The following is a 20,494-nucleotide window of genomic DNA, read 5'->3' as shown; positions in this document are numbered from 1 at the left end:
AATAACAACCACTAAATACAGAAGCATGGAACACGAAAAAATAGTTGTAGGTCTCGACATAGGCACAACTAAAATATGCGCGATTGTTGGTCGCAAAAATGAGTTTGGTAAACTCGAAGTCCTGGGAATGGGTAAAGCAGAAAGCGAAGGTGTTGTTAAAGGCATCGTGTTTAATATTGATAAAACTGTATATGCCATTGAAAAAGCTATAAAAGAAGCCAGCGATCAATCAGGCATTGATATCGGTGTAGTCAATGTTGGTATTGCGGGTCAACATATAAAAAGTTTTGTTCAACATGGCGGTATAACTCGTTCTTCAAAAGAAGACGAAATAACTGTTGACGATATAGAGCGTCTTACACAAGATATGTACCGCATGGTAGTTCCGCCAGGAAGCCAGATTATTCATGTAATGCCACAAGATTACATGGTGGATTACGAAGAAGGTATTAAAGAACCTGTAGGTATGTCAGGTGTTCGTCTTGAGGCAGATTTCCATGTGATCACTGCGCAAACAAATGCCATCAACAATATTCATAAGTGTGTGCGCAAAGCTGGTCTAGAGATTGAAGATTTAATTCTTGAACCACTTGCCTCAAGTTTAGCGGTATTAAGTGATGAAGAAAAAGAAGCAGGTGTTTGCTTAATCGATATCGGTGGTGGCACCACAGATATCGCGATATTCTACGATAATATCATTCGTCATTCAGCGGTAATTCCTTTCGGTGGAAATATTGTGACCAATGATATTAAGCAGGGGCTTATGGTATTGCAACAACAAGCTGAACGTCTGAAAACTTCATTCGGTCGTGCTATCGCTGAAGAAGCAAATGCTAATGAGATTGTAGCAATACCGGGTATCAGAAACCGTGATACCAAAGAAATTTCTGTAAAGAATCTCTCAAATATCATTCAGGCAAGAATGGAAGAAATCATTGAGATGGCACATTCAGAAATTATTGCTTCCGGTTATGAGAACAGACTAGCAGGTGGAATTGTCATCACTGGTGGTGGTGCACAATTAGCTAACCTCAAGCAGTTAGTTGAGTATATGACGGGCATGGATACACGAGTTGGTTATCCTAACGAACACTTAGGCAAAGGTAAAGTTGAAATTGTGAAGAGCCCGATGTATGCAACTGCAGTGGGATTGGTATTGTCAGGTTTCCGTTCTTTAGATGAGCGTGAAGACCGCTACAAAGAAGCAAGAGAAGTGATTAGAACAGTAAAGGCCAAGAAGCCGGTAAGTATGCCATCTTCTTCTAAGAATTTCTTTAACGATATACTTACTAAAACCAAGAGTTTGTTAATAGACGATTTGAATGATAAGAACGAGTACTAGATTTTAAGATGTAAGTATTAAGACATAAGTAAATTTTTAAATCTTATGTCTTAGTACTAAAGTCTTACTACTTAAAGAACAACCACTAAATAAAAAGATTATGTTTGATTCAGGATATAAATTCGAAATCCCCAAACACCACAAGTCAATTATCAAAGTAATTGGCGTAGGTGGAGGTGGAAGCAATGCGGTGAACCACATGTTCAAGCAGGGCATTAAAGATGTAGAATTTGTGGTGGTCAACACCGATGCACAGGCGCTTAACAGTAGTCCTGTTCCGTATAAATTACAAATTGGTACTAACCTGACAGAAGGTTTAGGTTGCGGTGCCAACCCTGATGTGGGTCGTGCAGCAGCAATTGAAAGTCGCGAACAAATTCGTGAAATGCTCAATGGCACAAAAATGGTTTTCGTAACTGCTGGTATGGGTGGGGGAACCGGAACTGGGGCTGCTCCTGTGTTAGCGAAGATTGCCAAAGAAATGGATATACTCACAGTAGGCATTATTACTGTTCCCTTCGGATGGGAAGGTAAAAAGAAATTTTCGCAAGCGCAGATTGGTATAGATGAGTTGCGTCAAAACTGTGATACAGTTCTGATGATATTGAATGATAAACTTCGTGAGATTTACGGAAACTTACCAATCGGTCAGGCATTTGCACAAGCTGATAATGTATTAACAACGGCTGCAAAAGGTATTGCGGAAATTATAACACTGACAGGCCACGTTAACGTTGACTTCCAGGATGTGCGTACCGTAATGCTTAATGCCGGTGCTGCTGTAATGGGTACTGCCGAAACAAGAGGTGATACCCGTGCCAAGAAAGCTGCAGAGGCTGCGCTTTCCTCGCCACTACTTGATAACCGTGATATCATGGGCGCCAAGCGTATACTGCTTTCTATTTTCTCAGGTTCTGACATTGAGCTTTCAATGGATGAGTTGAGTGAGATTACGGAATACATACAGGCACAAGCTGGACAAGAAGCAGAAATGATTTTCGGTCACGGTGTAGATGAAAGTTTGGGTGATCGTATTCGTGTAACGGTAATCGCTACCGGTTTTGATGCAGAAGCTAAAAAGCAGGAGAAAAAAGAAGAGGCAAAAAAGGTTCATGACCTCGACCGATCACAAGGTTGGTTGTTCGAGGCAAAAGAAGCAAAGGATGCGCCTATGGGAGGCAAAGTAGCGCCTGAACTCAAGCCCAATAAATTTAAGGTTGAAGAAGAGGATGACGATAGACCAGCTTCACGTGAAGTAGTTTTTACAACAAACTTTTCTAAACCTAATGCCTCTTTCGATTTAGAAGATGAGGATGATGGAGAAGATGGTTTATTCAGAGCTGACGATGAATACGATACGAACGCTGAAGCTTTTGGCGATCAGAAAATCAATGACGAAGGCATGATGGAACTGCGTTCTACACGTGAGCGCTTGCGTCAACAGGCAGAGCTACGTAAAAACAAATTGAAGGAAGGCAAGAAATCAGAAATGACTAAAGAGGAATTTAGCGAAAAGTGGGCATTACCAGCTTACATGCGCAGAGGTGTGAAGATGCAAGACGTACCTCATTCATCAGAGCCTTTTATTTCGAAGTATAATTTGAATGATGACAATAACATTTTAGGTAACAATAAATTCTTACACGATAATGTAGATTAATAATTTGTTGATAGTAAGTAGCTGTTGATTTGAACTTTAAAAAGAAGCGAACAACCAACAACTATAAACTATCAACGATACAAGAAATTGGCATGGCCGTTATGACAGGTACTTTACTCCATTCGTAGTGGTTGTTGGTAGTAAATATTTTTAGCCGGTAACGGCATGCCTTTCTTTTTAGTGTTGCAGGTCTCATGTACCTGACCATTTTTTCAACGCAAGAAGCCCCGCATAGCAGGGGCTTTTTGCGTTCAAACAGATAATCCAAAATTCAAAATTCAAAATTCAAAATTTGAGATTTGAAATTTGAAATTAGAAATTATCCTTTAGGATGCTGTTGAAGAAAAATGAGTACCTTACATTATGAAGAAGCGTAAAATACTTATTGCACTCTTATTAGTCTCAGCAGCTATTTACCTGGCAGGTGGAAGACCGGACTCACCGGTTTTTAACCTCAGTATGCCTCAGGTACCACAAGAAGCTGGTGAATTGGAGACCTTCATAAGCGAAAACGAAGCAAAACATCAACTTAAAAAAGACAATGAAGCCAGAATAGTGTGGCTTAACGATTCCTTAAAACAAAAAACAGAGTATGCAGTGGTTTACCTGCACGGCTTTAGCGCCAGTCAGGAAGAAGGCAATCCTGTGCATCGCAATTTCGCCAAACAGTTTGGTTGCAATTTATATTTAGCACGACTGGCTGACCATGGTGTAGATACAACGGATGCTCTACTGTATTTTACGGCTGACCGCCTCTGGGAAACTGCCAAGCAAGCTTTGGCAATTGGCAAACAACTTGGCAATAAAGTTATTCTTCTGAGTACATCTACAGGGGGAACCGTTGCAATAAAACTGGCTGCAGAGTATCCTGATGATGTGCATGCTTTAATAAATCTTTCACCTAATATTCGTATTAATAATCCAGCTGCTTTTTTATTAAACGACCCCTGGGGTTTGCAAATTGCCAGAGTTGTGATGGGTGGCAAGTATAATAAAACCGGAATTTCTGAAGAGAGCCAACGGTGGCAGTATTGGAACGGTTTGTACAGATTAGAAGCCACAATACAATTGCAGGAATTGCTGGAAGCAAGTATGGTGAAAGAGACATTTGAAAAAATTACACAACCCTCATTAACACTATACTATTTCAAGAACGAAGAGGAACAGGATCCTCAGGTGAAAGTAAGTGCTATGCTGAAAATGAATGAACAACTTAGCACACCAGACTCCTTAAAATTTGCCATAGCGATTCCCACTGCTGGGGCGCATGTATTAGGAAGCCCGATGGCATCAAAAGATGTTCCTGCAGTTTACGCAGAGATTGTTAAGTTTGCCACACAAACATTAAAGCTGCAAAGTCAGTTTTGATGAGATTTTTACGGCATGCAACAGTTTTTAGATCAATATGGATATCTGGCATTATTAGTAGGAACGTTTTTCGAGGGAGAAACTGCTATTCTGATTGCCTCGTCACTTATTCATAAGGGTTTCTTTGAATTCCCCTTTACTGTATTCTTTGCGTTTTCTGGTTCATTTATTAGCGATTGGATTTATTATTTAATAGGCAGACTCAATGGAAAATATTTTATTGAGCGCAAACCAAAATTAAAAGCGCTGGTTGCTCCTGTCACCAATCTTTTTCAGCGGTATCAGTTGCAATTATTGTTAAGCTATCGTTTTTTGTATGGGTTTAGGGTAATTATCCCGGTGGTTTTCGGAATGAGTGGCTTGACGCCTTCTCGGTATTTGTTGTTTACTATCATTTCGGGTTTATTCTGGGCAACGGTAGTGAGCACTGTTGGGTACTTTGTTGGCTCTGTTTTTCAGCTAGATACCAGCTCTTTCGAAAATAATTTTACCTACGTTGTTATCGGTTTTACAACTTTTGGATTGTTGATTGGTTATATTGTAAAAAGAATCATTAGTAACTCATTACATGTGGAGTAAGGAAAATAATTCTAAAAATTTCAAATTTCAAATTTCAAATTTCAAATTAACATAGTATGGAATACAGACGTCTCGGAAAATCAGGCTTGCAAGTAAGTGCACTTTCATTTGGCTCTTGGTTAACCTTTGGCAAGCAAATCGAAAATGGTATTGCCGATGAACTCATGACCATAGCTTACGACAACGGCATTAACTTTTTTGATAACGCAGAGATTTATGCGAGGGGTAAATCAGAAGAAGTGATGGGCGAAATTTTAAAAAAGAAAGGTTGGTCGCGCGATAGCTATATCGTTTCCAGTAAAGCTTTTTTTGGATTAGGAGGTAAAGATCTTAAACCTACACAGAAGGGTTTGCACAGAAAGCATTTGGTAGAAGCTTGCGAGCAAGCGTTGAAACGCTTCCAACTTGATTACCTCGATTTATATTTCTGTCATCGTCCGGATAAGCAGACACCCATTGAAGAAACGGTTTGGACAATGCACAACCTGATACAACAGGGTAAAATTTTATATTGGGGAACAAGTGAATGGAGTGCGCAAGAAATTATGGAAGCACACATGGTGGCACAACGTTACTCATTAATTGGCCCCACCATGGAACAACCTCAGTACAACATGCTAGAGCGCAACAAGGTAGAAGGCGAGTTTGCTCAGCTTTACAAAACAGTTGGGTTGGGAACAACTATTTGGTCGCCATTGGCCTCGGGTGTTTTAACGGGTAAGTATAATGATGGCTTTCCGGAGGGAACACGCCTTGGCATTGAGGGTTTGGATTGGTTAAGAGATAATACTTTAGTTGAAGCCAACATGAAAAGGGTTAAGGAGCTAACAAAATTCGCGTTTGACTTAGGCATGACCATGCCAATTTTGGCTTTAGCCTGGTGTTTAAAAAATGAAAATGTAAGTACCGTAATATTAGGTGCTTCCAAAAGAGCGCAGTTAATAGAAAATTTTAAGGCTTTTGAGGGAAGAGACCGCTTAACACCACAGGTAATGGAGCAGATAGAGCAGATACTTAAGAACAAACCAGCGCCTCCTTCGTTTTAATCAGTGTACTTAAGTTATAAATAAATGTCGTTTAGTTAAGCTTCCTTATTCTTCCTCTCTACAGGAGAGGACTGGAGGTGAGGTAAAAAAAATGGCTTAACTAAAGGAAATTGAGTTATAAATTTTATAAGAATGATGATACGCATTGCCATCGTTGTTCTATTCTCACTTTCGGTTACTGTACGTGCTCAGCAGCAAACGACAGACGAAATTCGTATGAGCATTTATTTCGGTGGCGGTAGTTACGACATCGATTCGTTTCAGCAGCAGTCTTTACTACATTGGCTTGATTCCATTCCTAACATTGATCGCTACGAAGTGCATCTGATTAGCCACACCGATCCCATTGGTGGTAAGCGTTACAACGAGTGGCTATCCAAAATGCGTAGTGAGTCCGTTGAACAACTCGTTTTACAACGCAATATTCCCCAGCATAAAATCAGCAGAAAAGACTGGGGGCTGGATGATGCAGTTTACAGCAACCAGACCTACAGAGGCATGCAAATGAACAGGAGGGTAGACGTTATTTTATACCCTATAGTATTCTAAACGAAATTGGTATTCTAAGCATTAGAAGTTAAAGTGTCCGAAAAAGAACAGCGCTTTTCGATAGCGAACGCCTGTATTACACTAAAAGCCTTATTTTTGAGTTTTTAAGGCCTTTTTTCCTTGGCATTATATTGGTCATGATGCTTAGGATTCATGGCTGTACTGTTACCTCAGTGTATGGATTTACGTCTAAAATTTAAAGCATGATCAACCTTAAAGACATTGACAAATACGTGGATTCCCGCTTTCAGCGCACGTTTATTTTAAAGGGAGTTAACCTGGAAATTCAACAAGGAGAGTTTGTTACCATTATGGGGCCCAGTGGTGCGGGTAAATCTTCCTTGATGAATATTATTGGGATGTTGGATGAACCTTCTGCAGGTGAGTATTTCTTTTTTGATGAACCTGTGCATCGCATGAAGGAAAAGCAGAAGAGCGACATGCACAAAAACTACATCGGCTTTATTTTTCAAGCCTATCACCTTATTGATGAATTAACAGTTTACGAAAATATTGAAACACCATTACTGTACAAAGGTGTAAACAGCGCACAACGCAAGAGTATGGTGGCCGAATTATTAGATCGCTTTAATATGGTGGCTAAAAAGGATTTATTTCCGGAGCAACTTTCTGGTGGACAACAACAGCTGGTGGGTATAGCCCGTGCCATTGTTGGTCAGCCTAAATTATTACTTGCCGATGAACCAACGGGTAATTTGCACAGCGAGCAAGGAAAACATATCATGGAAATATTCCAGAAACTAAATGATGAAGGTATCACTATTATTCAGGTAACCCATTCAGAAGAGAATGCCCGATATGGTAAGCGCATTGTGCGTTTGGGTGATGGTGCCATTGTTCAAGATGAACGTCTAACAGTAAATGCTTAATCAATGAGAATAGTATTGATACTTTGTATAATCGTAATTTCATTTACAGCTGTAGCACAAGCCCCATTGACGCTTTCGTTTAAAGAAGCAGTGAAGCTTGGTTTGCAAAATAACCTGGCGTTAAACCAGGCCAAGAATAATTTAGTAACGTCTACGGTTGCTAAAAATAGCAGTATGCTACAGTTGGCACCCAGTGTAAATATTCAGGGTAATGCCGGAAGAAACGATGGTAACTCCTTTAACCAGCAAGAAGGTCAGGTAATTAATGGTGTGCTTGATTTTGTTGGCGCTAACCTGAATGCCTCTATGCCACTGTTTAATGGCATGAGTACAATTACAACCTTTAAGCAGACAGCATTGCAAAACGATGCACAACTAAACTTGGTTAAAAGAACAGATCAGGATGTTATTACCAATGTAGCCAATCAGTTTCTACGTTGCTTATTAGATCAGCGCTTAGCAATAATTCAGCAAAAAAACCTTGAAACACAACAACAGCAGTATGACCAAATCCGCGAACAAGTGCTTGCTGGGAGCAGACCAGAAGTTGATTTATACAACCAGGATTATCAGGTAAAAAATGCTGAATTACTTTTGTTGCGTTCCCGCAATACATTAAGAAACAATAAGACTATTCTGGCCACTACTTTACAAATAGATCCGCTTGTTTCGTTTGAGTTGGAAGAGCCGGCATGGGATGTTAATGTAGCAGATGCTGATGTGCTGTCAATAGAGCAATTAAATGAAACTGCTTTAGAAAATCGCAGTGATCTTGAATCTGCAAAAGCAACAGAAAAAGCTAACCGCTTTGGATTCTATTCAGCAAAGGGAACCTACTTGCCAAGTATCAATGCATTCTTGCAATATGGTTCGCGTTATAACTATATACACCCAAACCCGGAAGAGAATTTTTTCCCAAATAATCGCTCTTTCAATGATCAGTTTCTTACAGATAACACGCAGCTGACCTATGGTGTAAGTTTTACCATACCTATTTTTGGTGGCTTTCAAACCCGTACAAATGTAGTTCGTTCTAAAATGAATTATGAAAATGCTAAGCTAACTACTGCCAATACTGAAATTCAGGTTAAATCATCGGTAATGCTGGCATACCAAAACTACAGAGATGCCCGCTCTAATTATGAAGCTACAAATGCACAGTTAAAAGCTGCAGAAATATCTTATAATTTCGAAAAGGAAAGATATAGTTTAGGTATTTCTGATATTGTTGCGTTAACACAGGCAACCCAAAACTACACACAAGCTCAAGGTGATTTTGAGAGTGCGCGCTATACGTTAATGTTCCAGAAAATATTAATTAGTTATGCCACAGGCACTTTAAAGTTTGAAGACATTCCATAACAACCAACCAAATTTTCCCTAACCCCAAGAGCCTCTGCAAACCAGCAGAGGCTTTTTTTATTTTGCCCAATATTATACTTAAAAACATACCTCATTGTGCAGATTTATAGCGCATCAGCTTTTACAGTCTAACGATAGCTGAGAAGTATGAGGCATGATTTTTTCAAGTAACAATCTAAATTATCTTGATTGCCCTTGCGTTTGGTTAAATCTTTATTAAACTTTAAAAATGAAACCTTGCATAAGCACATTTCTGTCAAAAGGACATGAAAATTACGAGGTTCCAACTGTCCTTAAATCAAAAATTGTTTACATGAAGTATGCTCTACTCATTCTTATATTTTGCAGCGGCATAGTCTATGGTCAAAAGCCTAGAAACTACGCTGTTGTAACCAATGAGCTTACACAGAAGTTGATTAATGTACCTGTGCCAAAGTCACCCATGCGTCTGGGTATTGTTCCTTTTACAGCCACAAAATCATCGATTCAAAATTCACCTCAGTTTGGTGAGTATTTAACGGAGACAATTATGGGTCAGGTGGGTAATTACACCAGCAAGGTTAAACTTTTCGAGCGCACACGACTTGATGCTATTTTGAAAGAACAAGAACTGGAACTAAGTGATTTGATGAAGCCCGCTGCCGCACTAAAAATTGGTCAGTTGGCACCAATTGATGTAATACTCTCCGGTACGTATACTAAACTTAAAACTTATGTAGATGTAAGTGCGCGTTTGCTCGATGTTTCTTCCGGAGAAGTATTGATGAGTTTTGCAGGACGTATTAAAGTAGATAAAAATCTGGCAACATTATTTAAAGAGCCAACCAGCAAACCTACACCTGATAATACCTTACCGGCTCAACAAGTAACATCACCAGCTATTAACGTTACCATCAACAATGCCAATGGGGTTAATGAAACACCAAAACCGTCAGTGGCTGATTTATGTAAAATAAAAGTGAAGGAGTTCAGAACTAAACTCAGCGATTTATCTACCCAACAAAAAATTGATGCTGTAGCCAGTGAAGCCATGCAAACAGCTTTTGACAATAGCTGTGGTCTCTTACATTTTGATGTTATGTACACTTTTAGCCGATACAAAATCCAGCAAGGAAATTACAATCGTTTTTTGATGCAAACTTTAGATACCATCGCCTATCCCACTAAAGATGACCGTGCATTGGAAATCATACGCTTTTTAGTGAACGATGAACAACTTCAGGAGGCAGAGTGGGAGTCGGCCTTTAGTGCCATATCTCGCATAGGCAACTACTGGTTATCAAACTACCTGGATTATTTATTAGCAAGACCAAGCAATACCGCTGTTGATGTTTCGAAAACAAGGATTGACGATTTTTTCAGCGTAGTATCCAATGGCAAGCTTGGTTTACCCTTACCCATTAGTAAAGAAACAGCCTACTTCGAAATGATGGAGGGCTTGAAAAAAAATCAGGGGTTACGACAATATGTGTATGAACGATATAGTAAAGACCTGATGTTGGATGATAAACATAAGGCTACTTTTTTCTCTGAATTAACTTCGATGTATAAAGAAGAAGAAAATGAAGTAAGAAAATCAGAGATTATTCAATGGATTGCTGAGTTTATCAATCAGCAGGATTATCCAAAAGCATCAGAGCAGTTATACGATTTTGCCTGGCATTTTAAGCTAACAACCTATGAGGAAAGAAATAACGAGATAAAACGTGACTACCCAGAAGCTGAACTTAAAAAACTAGTGGAACTTAGCCGTAATCGATTTGCACAATATGCAGTTAGCACACCTTATCAAAGCCAGCAGGAAGACCGTTTGAATTTTTGTGTTAAATATGATATTCCAGTACCCGGTGTTATCCCCACCCTTGAAGAAGCTGAGAAAATACTAAAAGGTTCTATAGTAAGCGAACAGCTTAAAGTAATGAAGTTTCTTACTTTGAAAGATGATGCACCCAGGATTCTCGAACCTACACTAGTAGCTTTCCTTGCGCATAAGTCATTAGACGAAAGAAGTGATTTATTAAAGGCACAAACACTGGCAATTGAAGTGCTGGGTAATTGCAAGACCACAAATCGCACCGCAATTAACTTTATGATTGCCGCCCTGCCCAATTATGGCAACGATACAGAAGCGGCCAAGGACGCATTAGTAAAGATTGGTAAGCCAGCCGTAGCACCTTTACAGGCGCGTTTGGATAAAACCACTATACATGAGGGAGGCCTGCAATTTCAATTGATCACATTATTAGGTAAAATTGGAAAAGATGCAGCACCAGCGACCAAAAGTATACAACGCATATTAGATTCATCTACCAATAAAGATGTACGCTATGCAGCAGAGGCGGCTTTACAAGCGATAAAATAGAGGACTTCAGCACCATATTGATAACAAAGTCTTTTTTTGAATCTGTCTTTTTTTCCTTAGTTTGTATATTCACTTAACAAACTGCTTCAAGGAAATCAATAGAATTACTAAGTTATTAATTGTTTGAGTTCCAATATAATTATTCACCTAAATCAGGATACTTCAACTGAGGAAAGTAACGAGGAATAAATAAATGAATTATATTTTTATATATGTGACTTTGTTGGTTTTTATCGATTTGGTTTTCAGAAGAAAATGGTGGTTAGTATCGAAAAAATATGGCTTAGCTGTTGGTTATGATAATGGAAGAACTGGCATAGACTCAAATAAGGTTCTAATTCAAATTAGAGAAAGCACAGATGTCAGGCTAATAAGAGATTTACATGTTCTTTTGATTCTAAGGAGAATTGTTAATTTTTTTTACACGATTACCTTCGTTATAGCTGGTTTGCTTTTTATTTTCATGTTATTTACATAAACATATTATGAATCGGTATTCCGTCCGCTCATTGACTTCCGTAGGGGAAGCTTTTAATCAGATCACTTTTTAACACAGGAGCAAATAAAACAGTGCAAAACCCCAAAAATCAACATCCTTTTGGATAAGTTGCTAACATTTCAGAAATTCCAGCAAATCTGATTCTAGTACTTCCACCATTTTTTCTATATGAGACGCATTTATATTGTTGAAGACGATCCCTTAACAGCTTCTGTCTTGTCTACTACACTAAAAAAAATGTATGAAGCAGAGGTGAGTGTTTTTGATGATGGCCTTACAGCTTTGGCAGCGTGTAGAAAAAACTATCCCGATATCTTAATACTTGACTATCAACTGCCCGGCATGACAGGCATTGAACTATATGGTCAGCTTCAACATCATTTACCAGCCGACACGCTTGTAATTATGGCCAGCGCCATTGATGATGGCATACAGGTTCTTAAGTTTATTCAACAAGGCATTAGAAATTATGTGATCAAAGATGAAAACCTGATTCAATCCATCAGACAAATCATCTCAGACGAATTACCGCTGTTACAAGAGCGTAAGTTTGAGTAGTGCTTGATATTACTTTTCTTCGGCTCTCCTTCCTTCTCCTCGGTCTGTGTCCCCACAGACCGAAACACCGTTTTTCTGAATTGACAGTGTCTATATCTATTTAGAGTTGTTCGTTAAGTATTGTCTCCCCTTAAGGTAACGATACGATATTTAACGCTTTTCTTCCTTCACCTCGGTCTGTGTCCTCACAGACCGAAATACTATGTTGATAAGACCTTTAAAAGTCCATCTCAATGTTCCCAAAAGTCTAATTCTGATTATATACTTAATTCATTACATGCATAGATGCGGGTAATTTTTTTAGCATGAAGATTCTATAGCTTTAGCAAACTGAAAATAATTTATGCGCTATATCACTTTTGTATTTATGCTTTCCTGTTTATCTGCTTTTGCTCAGTCTTCCGATAATTACATTGAGAAGTATTTTGTGAGTCTCCATCGAAATGAAAATCCTGAAAGAGTTGTGGTTGAAAAGATTAAGCAAATAGATATTGATATCTTATGTGAGCTTATTACACCCTATCTAAACGACTCACTTTCAATAATTCGATTGAATGCCTACCACTTATTGCATGAGCGTGGTATGCAAAGCATAATGCAACAAGACAGACAAAAAGTTGTTTCGAACTTATTACGTGGTTGGTTCGATACTGATACGGGTATCAACGGTTTTGTGGCCTCTTGTCTTTCTAAATACGCCAAAAATGATTTTACCCTAGCAACTAAAGATAGTTTAGTGCTACTTATCAATCAATCACCTGGCTACTATGATAAACTGTTGCGAATGGTAGGCTTTCTAGATGTGAAAACGCTTATACCTGCTCTTCAACAAAAATTAGAAGCAAAGCTTATTACAAATGAGCGCCAGCGTTGGGCTGCTTACCTGGCTTTAAGTCGTATGGGTGATGATAATGCAACACAATTTGTACTCGACAAAGTAAAATCGTTAGGTGTAACTGATGACGTAGTGTACACATTGTTTCCCGACCTTGTATACACACGACAAAGAACAACCATCGATTATTTAATTGAACAACTCTACCGCGATGAGAAAAACTGTAACTCGACTAATGCTGAAAGGAGTAAACCTATAACATGTGCCTTCAGAATAATAGATTATTTGGCAGCAGCTATAACAGATTACCCATTTAAAACAGATGTAAGTGGCGAACTCGTGGTTGATGATTATCAGGAAGCTTTGCAGGATGTGAGAGCTTGGTTTAAGACTAAGGGTGATCTGTATGAAATAAATTATGAGCACATGTAAATTTGAAGTATAGTATTTAGCTCATTTTAAATATCTTAGAAAGTTCAATAATTCTTTATTGAGTAATTCATTACATCCAATCTAAGTTTCTTCTTCTATTGTTCATCTGGTTTTAACTTGCTGTTAGTTAATACTCGTTGATGCACAGAATAATTACTTCACTAACCGTACTACTACTTTGTTCCTTCAATATATGCGGAGCAGTATCTTCTAAAGAAGACTCGGTGATTGTTAACACAAAAAATACATTGCTGCCAAATAGCGAACACCTTCTTTTAAAGAAGTTTAATAGTATATCAATTTCAGATATTTCAATTAACCAAGATCCAATCATATTAACAACTACTAGTGATGACGATTCAGTTAATTATTATAGAGCCAAAGCTGAAGAGTATCATCAACAGGTAAGTAGTCAGAATGCCTACGTTAGTAACTTAAACAACCTACTTACCTTAGAATTACCAGTTGGTATTGCTTCCAGTAATGAAGATCCTAATTATGCAATAATCATCACACAGGTTAAGGTAAATGCACAAGGTGCATTTGTTGAGGCCTATTTGCTGCTGACGCTACCAAATGCTAATAACACTAAAATTGCTTTTCGTGGAAAAAATATTCGCTTTTCACAAGAGGGTGGACTTGCAGGTGAGGGTCGGTTAGAATTAGTGGGAGATTACAATATCCCGTTAGGTGATAAGATCATGGCTTGGCTTTTAGGTAAAGGAAACACTTTTGTTGAATTTGATTGTAATGGATTTAAAGAGATTGGTTTAGAAGCAGAGGTTCAGTTTTCACGCGACTTGATTATTCCGGAATTGCCAAATGGTAATCTTAATACGGATTTAAGCCATCGTGTTAAGACCAAATTCATTGCTCGAGGTCAAAGCTGGACCGATATAATGGTTGGTGTCACGCTTCCTCCATTTCAAATAAATGGATTGAAAGATTTTGGTTTTAATGCTACTGAGGCCTATCTGGATTGGAGCGATCTAGCCAACCCACCCCAAGTTACTTTTCCTGCATCTTATACATCACCATTCCTGCAGTCAGGTAGTCCTAATTTATGGCATGGGATCTATATGAAAAAACTAGAGGTTCGACTGCCTAAAGGTTTTATGCTAAAATCAGATACAACGATACGAACTAAACTTGGTGTCGAGCACATGTTGCTTGACGAACAAGGTTTTACAGGTGTCATCTTTGTGGAAGGAAGTATTATCGATGTTGGTGATATGAAGGGCTGGGACTATTCATTAAATAAAGTAGCGATTGGCATAGTAACAAATGAGATAACAGGTTTTGAATTAGCAGGTAAAATTTCAGTGCCAATCATTAAGCAAAAAAATGGCGATCCAACTAATTTCAACTATACAGCGCAAAGAAACTTGAATGGTGAATACATGTTTGCAGTTCAAGTGGAGAATAATCTGACTATGCCAATATTGGTTGCTGAGTTAAATCTTGCGGCAGGTTCCTCTATCACTGTGCAAGAAAAAGATGATAGCTTTTATCCTACTATGCTCTTAAACGGTTCATTAAACATTAAAGGCACCGGCTCAGGACCAAAAGCTGAATTATTGGGTATACAATTCGAAGGCATGCGCATCAGTACTGAACATCCCAAGTTTGATGTAGCTGCATTAGGTTTTGGACGAACCGGAGATCAACAAAAGGTATCAAAGTTTCCTGTTTCAATTACAGGCATTATGGTGAGGAGGGAAGAAAATCGATTTGGTATCGGCTTCGACCTTCAGGTAAATGTTGCTGGTAACGCGCAGGCGGCAGAAGTAAGTGGTATAGCGGGGTTAATTGTTTGGGCAAAAAATGAAGTGCAGGAAATTACCGGGCCTGAAGGAGAGCCTATAGGAATTGAAGATGATTGGACTTTCGATAAAATAGAACTTACTGCCATTGCCATTAGGTACAGCAAGCCTGATGTTATAGAAATTGACGGGATGATAAGATTTTTTGAGGATGATCCCACCTATGGCGATGGCTTTACCGGAAGGATAAGAGGAATTTTTGGGAAATTAAAGGCAGGGTTTGAAGTATATGCTTTATTTGGAAGAACTGATACCTATCGTTATTGGTTTGCCGATGCACTGGTAGAGTTAGGTAAGGTTGGTGTTCCTTTAGTACCTGGAGTATTAAATGCAAACGCTTTTGGTGGAGGTTATTATCACCGCATGCAGCAATCAAATGAAACATTAACAACCTCCATTGGTATTACGCCTTCAGGCATACGCTACATTCCTAACCAACAATCCAGAGGCGTTAGGGCAATGATGAAATTTGCAACACCAACCCCTGAACTTTTGAATGGCATTGTAACACTTGAAATTGCTATGAATAGTAGTGGAGGAATTAACATGGTGACTTTAGCAGGAAATGCGACTTTGCTTGGCTTACATGAAATAGCTGAAGATAAAGTGAAGGAACTGGCGGGTGATGCTGCTGCTGGTAATATAGCATCAAAGCTTGCAGGTATGTTGACCGGACAGGTATGTGGTAGTATACATTTGACTTTTGATAATGTAAATGATGTGTTTCATGGAAACATACAGGTTATTGTTAATGTAGCTGGGGGTGTAGTGCGTGGTATAAGCAGTGGCAACAGAGCTGGTTGGGCAGTAATACACTTTGAGCAAAATGACTGGCAAATTTTAGTAGGTACCCCTGATCAACCTTTGGGTTTAAATGTAGCCGGTATTTTTCAGGCACGATCATATTTTATGGCAGGTAAAAATGTGCCGGGTAGTCCGCCACCACCAAGCCAAGTAAGTGAAATACTGGGTAATGTTGATCTGGACTACATGCGAAATATGAATGATTTGGAATCTGGTACCGGACTTGCTTTCGGTATGGGCTTCATTGTAGATACGGGCGATCTGAGATTCCTGATGTTCTATGGAAGATTTGCCGCTGGTGTTGGGTTCGATATGATGCTGAAAGATTACAGTACTAATTATCATTGCGCAGGATCAACCGGCCCAATGGGAATCAATGGTTGGTTTGCCAATGGACAAGCATACGCATTCGTTGCTGGAAAAATTGGAGTCAGGGTTAATCTTAAATTTTATAAAGGAGATTATGATATTTTATCCTTGGGAGCAGCAGCCGTTATGCAAGCTAAAGGACCCAATCCGTTTTGGATGAAAGGCACAGTAGGTGGTTACTTTAAAATACTAGGTGGTTTAGTAAAAGGTAACTGCCGCTTCGAGGTAACTGTTGGGGAAGAATGTATCCCCGTTGGTGAACAAGATTTATTAGCCAATGTAAACATGATAGCCGAACTAAGTCCTGCAAATGGCAGCGAAAAAGTTGATGTTTTTACAACACCACAAGTTGCCTTTAATATACCTGTTGGTGAGATTTTTGAAATTACAGACGTAGAAAATATTAAGCACTATTATAAAGCGATGTTGGATGAATTTAAGATTGAAACAGAAACTTCCTCTTTAGCAGGTACATCGGTGTGGAATGAAGCAAAGGATGTAGTAGTATTTAATGGACAGGAAGTTTTGCCTGGAGAAAGCAAGATCACAGTTAAGGTTAAACTATCTTTTCAGGAACGAATAAATGGGATATGGGCACTGGCGAAATTTGATAACCAAACTGTTGAGGAGGTAGCCACTTTAACTTTTGAAACTGATAAAGCTCCTGACTACATACCAGAACATAATGTATCATATTCCTATCCCATTAAGGGTCAGTTAAATTTTTATCCACAAGAGTACGACAAGGGTTTTATCCAATTAAGAAGTGGTCAGGACTACTTATTTGAGAATAAAAATGGATGGATTCAAAAAGTTAGAATGAGTACTGACAATGGTTTTGCAGAAACAGATCTTACCTATAATAATCAGGCGAAGCGAATTGATTTTAATATGCTCTTAGGATTTGATAAGAGTAAAGTCTACCGATTTGAAATTCTTAGTATACCCACTCAGACCATGCGGATTGATGCTAATGTTCGATTGATTAATACTGAGCTGCAAAATTATTCAGGTAGCACCGATACCTTAAGTACAAAGACATTAGAAGGCGATATAGCGCAGCTTGAGGTGAAATCAATTTTTAAAAGTGCTTTTAGGACAAGTAAGTATAAAACCTTTGGGGAGAAGCTATCATCAATAACATTGCGACATGCAGTAAGAAACTCCGTGTCTATTAATGTATTTAACCTTTCCAGTTATCTCATAGGTGATGAAATTTGGGATGCTGCAGAATTAATTGGACTTAATGGAAATGCTCCGTTTATTAAGCTGGAGGCAGTTACTCATAATAATGAATGGTATCAAAATATTGTTTATCCTCTCTTATATAGTGGCTACCCGCTTACAAGTACTATACAGTTAACGGATACAACAATTTATGGTTTTCCTCCAATACGTCATAATTATTTTGTTCTTAAACATGCGTTGGCTTCATTACCTGAAGGTGTAAATACCTACACCATGCCTTCTTTTAGCAGTGAATATATTGTTTATGGAATGAATGTTCCCGTTCATTTGGATTTTCTGGAACTACAGCGAAAGGCTGTGGATTATGTAACAGATAATCCGTCAGCGTATAATTCCCGATTACAAAGCATTATTCAGGGAAGAACACCCTACATCCGGTTTGGGCCATACTACATAAAATTGAAATATGTAATTCCTAATATCAGTAAGAAGACCAGCGAATATGAATGGCTATTATTTAATACGATAATCGAAAGGGAATATTAGTTAATCGGCCATCTATTTTGATAGCACTGATTTTAGTGTGGTAAATAATAAAAACTAGAGTGAATCCGTCAGACCGCTGAAGTCTGAAGTAATCAGCGGTCAGACGGATTTTAGGTAAAGAAACAAATTAGAAGATAGATCGCAATAGATGGATAAGCGTATTATAAGGATATTGTATGTTACTACATTTTTAGTGCAGATTGCTAGTGTTTTTTCTGTTGCCCAAGACAGCTTGCACGTAGAAGATCAGATAGCTGTGCTGGGAAATCCCTCAAGCGATTCCATTACCTTACGGTGGGCACCTCTGAATTTCGAGACATGGCAAAAAGGAAACAATCTTGGTTATATTATCAAGCGATATACGATTATTCGCGATAGCTCAGTGATCTTACCGGCTGAGTTACAAATATTAAATAGAGTACCTATACAACCTAAAGCACTTGACGATTGGGAATCGTTAGTAAAGAAAGATAAGTACGCTGCTATTGCGGCCCAAGCCATCTATGGAGATCGTTTCGATGTGAACCTTAGCGAAAGTGACATCATGACTATCGTTAATAAATCAAAGGAACAAGAACAACGATACTCTTTTGCTCTCTTTTGTGCTGACATGTCAGCAACAACTGCCATTGCTTCGGGGTTGTGGTACACCGATAGATCAATAAAGAAGAATGAGAAATACCTATATCGTGTTGAGTTATTTAATGAGTCAGATTCTATTAGGGGAAGCGTATTTATTGGGTCAAATGATTCATATCAGCTGCCTAAACCGAAAGAGCTGAAAGCCGACTTTAAATTTCCGTTGGTTTCAATTCAATGGGAGAAGGATGTATTTGGGTACTATACCGCCTATCGCATAGAACGCTCAACAGATGGCAGTAGTTTTGAAACTGTTTCCGACAACCCACTGGTAACTTTAAGTCCGGGTAAAACAGATCAAGGTCGATATGAATATGCTTCTGATTCAATCAGCATTATCGGTGCAGAATATCATTACCGTGTACGCGGTATCTCTCCCTTTGGCGAATTGGGGCCACCTTCTGAAGTAGTAAAAGGCAAAAGCACGAAATCATTAAGCGCAGTTCCATTTATTACGGAAGGCGAAGTATTGAATAATGGAGTTGTCAGGTTGATCTGGGAATTAAGTGAAGAAGAGAATTCCTCCATTAAGGGTTTTGCGCTAGAAAGAGCAGATAAAGCAAAGGACGAGTACAATGTTGTCAGCAAAGAATTACTACCAGCCACCAATCGAACTTTTGAGTATGTGGAAACAAATCAAATTAATTACTACAGAATAAGAACTTTTGTGCTTAATGGAGATGAACATGTTTCGCCACCTTATCTATTGCAACTTATTGACAGCATAGCTCCACTTACACCTGTAGACCTGCAGATAAAAGTGGATGAATTCGGAAATGTTCAATTGAACTGGAAAGAAAACAGTGAGCCTGATATTTTTGGCTACAGAGTTTATCGTAGCAATTTCTCTGACGAAGAATTGGTCATGCTAACAGGTTCTCCCATTTCCACCACTTCATTTGCTGACAAAGTAAATGTTAACGCATTGCAGGAATCAGTTTTCTACAGTATAGCAGCTGTTGATAGAAATCAAAATGAATCAATTATTTCTTCAAGAGTTAAACTGGTGTTACCTGATAAAATTAAACCACAACCCCCGGTTTTCTTGCCAGTTAAAGGGTCTGAGAGTGGTGTGTCATTGCGTTGGCTGCCAAGCGGAAGTGCAGATGTGGTGCGTTATGATGTGTATCGGAAAACAAGTCGAAGTGATAATTGGATACGATTGAAAATCGTTGAGACTACAACAGATTCTGTTTTTCAATATATGGATAGCCATTCAGAAAGTGGAGAAGCGAATGCCTACACAGTGGTGGCTGTTGATGATGCCGGATTAGAATCAGAGCCTGCTGCTCCCGTTCGTGGTATTAAAATTGACAATGCCTTACGACCAGCGATAACATGGAAAGATTATACTATTAATAAAGAAGAAAAAACCCTTACACTTCACTGGGTTTATCAGGCTGAGGAGGTTACTGAGTTTCGTATTTACAGATCAGTTGATAGTGGTGTTTTAAGCCTTTATAGAACTATTGAAGCCACTACAAACTACTTTACTGATAAGATTTTTTCAGCGAAGCAATACAACTATGCTGTTTTGCCAGTATTTAAAAATGGTGCAAAAGCAAAAATGAGTGAATTGATTAAAGTCAACTATTAATTGAGATTTTATGAGTTGTGGAAAAAACTTACTTGCTTTTTTTTTC

At 38.7% G+C, this 20,494-nt stretch carries 13 protein-coding genes; all 13 read left to right on the top strand.

Features of this window, described 5'->3' with window-relative positions; translation table 11 throughout:
* Nucleotides 1-25 precede the first annotated feature (25 nt).
* The 13 genes from ftsA to SanaruYs_RS17180 all read left to right on the top strand — a co-directional run bounded on the left by ftsA (nt 26) and on the right by SanaruYs_RS17180 (nt 20,448).
* On the top strand, nt 26-1,342 hold the full coding sequence (gene ftsA / locus SanaruYs_RS17240; RefSeq protein WP_127123851.1) for a cell division protein FtsA: 1,317 nt from the start codon (nt 26-28) through the stop codon (nt 1,340-1,342).
* Between the two features lie 100 nt (nt 1,343-1,442).
* A complete protein-coding gene (ftsZ, locus tag SanaruYs_RS17235) occupies nt 1,443-3,002 on the top strand; it encodes a cell division protein FtsZ (RefSeq protein ID WP_127123850.1) in 1,560 nt (519 codons plus the stop codon).
* Nucleotides 3,003-3,365: 363 nt separating this feature from the next.
* Complete coding sequence (locus SanaruYs_RS17230; RefSeq protein ID WP_127123849.1) at nt 3,366-4,370, top strand: alpha/beta hydrolase; 1,005 nt, start codon at nt 3,366-3,368, stop codon at nt 4,368-4,370.
* A 15-nt stretch (nt 4,371-4,385) separates the two neighbouring features.
* Nucleotides 4,386-4,949: a DedA family protein gene (locus tag SanaruYs_RS17225; protein WP_127123848.1), complete on the top strand. Its 564-nt coding sequence runs from the start codon at nt 4,386-4,388 to the stop codon at nt 4,947-4,949.
* Nucleotides 4,950-5,005: 56 nt separating this feature from the next.
* Nucleotides 5,006-5,995 carry a potassium channel beta subunit family protein gene (locus tag SanaruYs_RS17220; protein ID WP_127123847.1) on the top strand — a complete coding sequence of 330 codons (990 nt, stop codon included), beginning with the start codon at nt 5,006-5,008 and terminating at the stop codon, nt 5,993-5,995.
* Nucleotides 5,996-6,127: 132 nt separating this feature from the next.
* Nucleotides 6,128-6,544, top strand: a complete 417-nt coding sequence (locus SanaruYs_RS17215) for an OmpA family protein (protein WP_127123846.1) — start codon at nt 6,128-6,130, stop codon at nt 6,542-6,544.
* Between the two features lie 203 nt (nt 6,545-6,747).
* A complete protein-coding gene (locus SanaruYs_RS17210) occupies nt 6,748-7,434 on the top strand; it encodes an ABC transporter ATP-binding protein (protein WP_127123845.1) in 687 nt (228 codons plus the stop codon).
* A 3-nt stretch (nt 7,435-7,437) separates the two neighbouring features.
* On the top strand, nt 7,438-8,796 hold the full coding sequence (locus SanaruYs_RS17205; protein WP_127123844.1) for a TolC family protein: 1,359 nt from the start codon (nt 7,438-7,440) through the stop codon (nt 8,794-8,796).
* Between the two features lie 229 nt (nt 8,797-9,025).
* Entirely contained in the window at nt 9,026-11,158 is a 2,133-nt protein-coding gene (locus tag SanaruYs_RS17200) for a FlgO family outer membrane protein (RefSeq protein WP_127123843.1), read from the top strand.
* Nucleotides 11,159-11,825: 667 nt separating this feature from the next.
* Complete coding sequence (locus tag SanaruYs_RS17195; RefSeq protein WP_127123842.1) at nt 11,826-12,215, top strand: response regulator; 390 nt, start codon at nt 11,826-11,828, stop codon at nt 12,213-12,215.
* Nucleotides 12,216-12,558: 343 nt separating this feature from the next.
* Complete coding sequence (locus SanaruYs_RS17190) at nt 12,559-13,482, top strand: HEAT repeat domain-containing protein (protein WP_127123841.1); 924 nt, start codon at nt 12,559-12,561, stop codon at nt 13,480-13,482.
* A 140-nt stretch (nt 13,483-13,622) separates the two neighbouring features.
* On the top strand, nt 13,623-18,212 hold the full coding sequence (locus tag SanaruYs_RS17185) for a hypothetical protein (RefSeq protein WP_127123840.1): 4,590 nt from the start codon (nt 13,623-13,625) through the stop codon (nt 18,210-18,212).
* Between the two features lie 148 nt (nt 18,213-18,360).
* Nucleotides 18,361-20,448: a fibronectin type III domain-containing protein gene (locus SanaruYs_RS17180; protein WP_127123839.1), complete on the top strand. Its 2,088-nt coding sequence runs from the start codon at nt 18,361-18,363 to the stop codon at nt 20,446-20,448.
* Nucleotides 20,449-20,494 lie beyond the last annotated feature (46 nt).

The sequence above is a fragment of the Chryseotalea sanaruensis genome, from assembly GCF_003990915.1.
GTDB classification, from domain to species: domain Bacteria; phylum Bacteroidota; class Bacteroidia; order Cytophagales; family Cyclobacteriaceae; genus Chryseotalea; species Chryseotalea sanaruensis.
The sequence above is the reverse complement of the archived record's forward strand: the minus strand, read 5'-3'. Positions and strand labels throughout refer to the sequence as shown.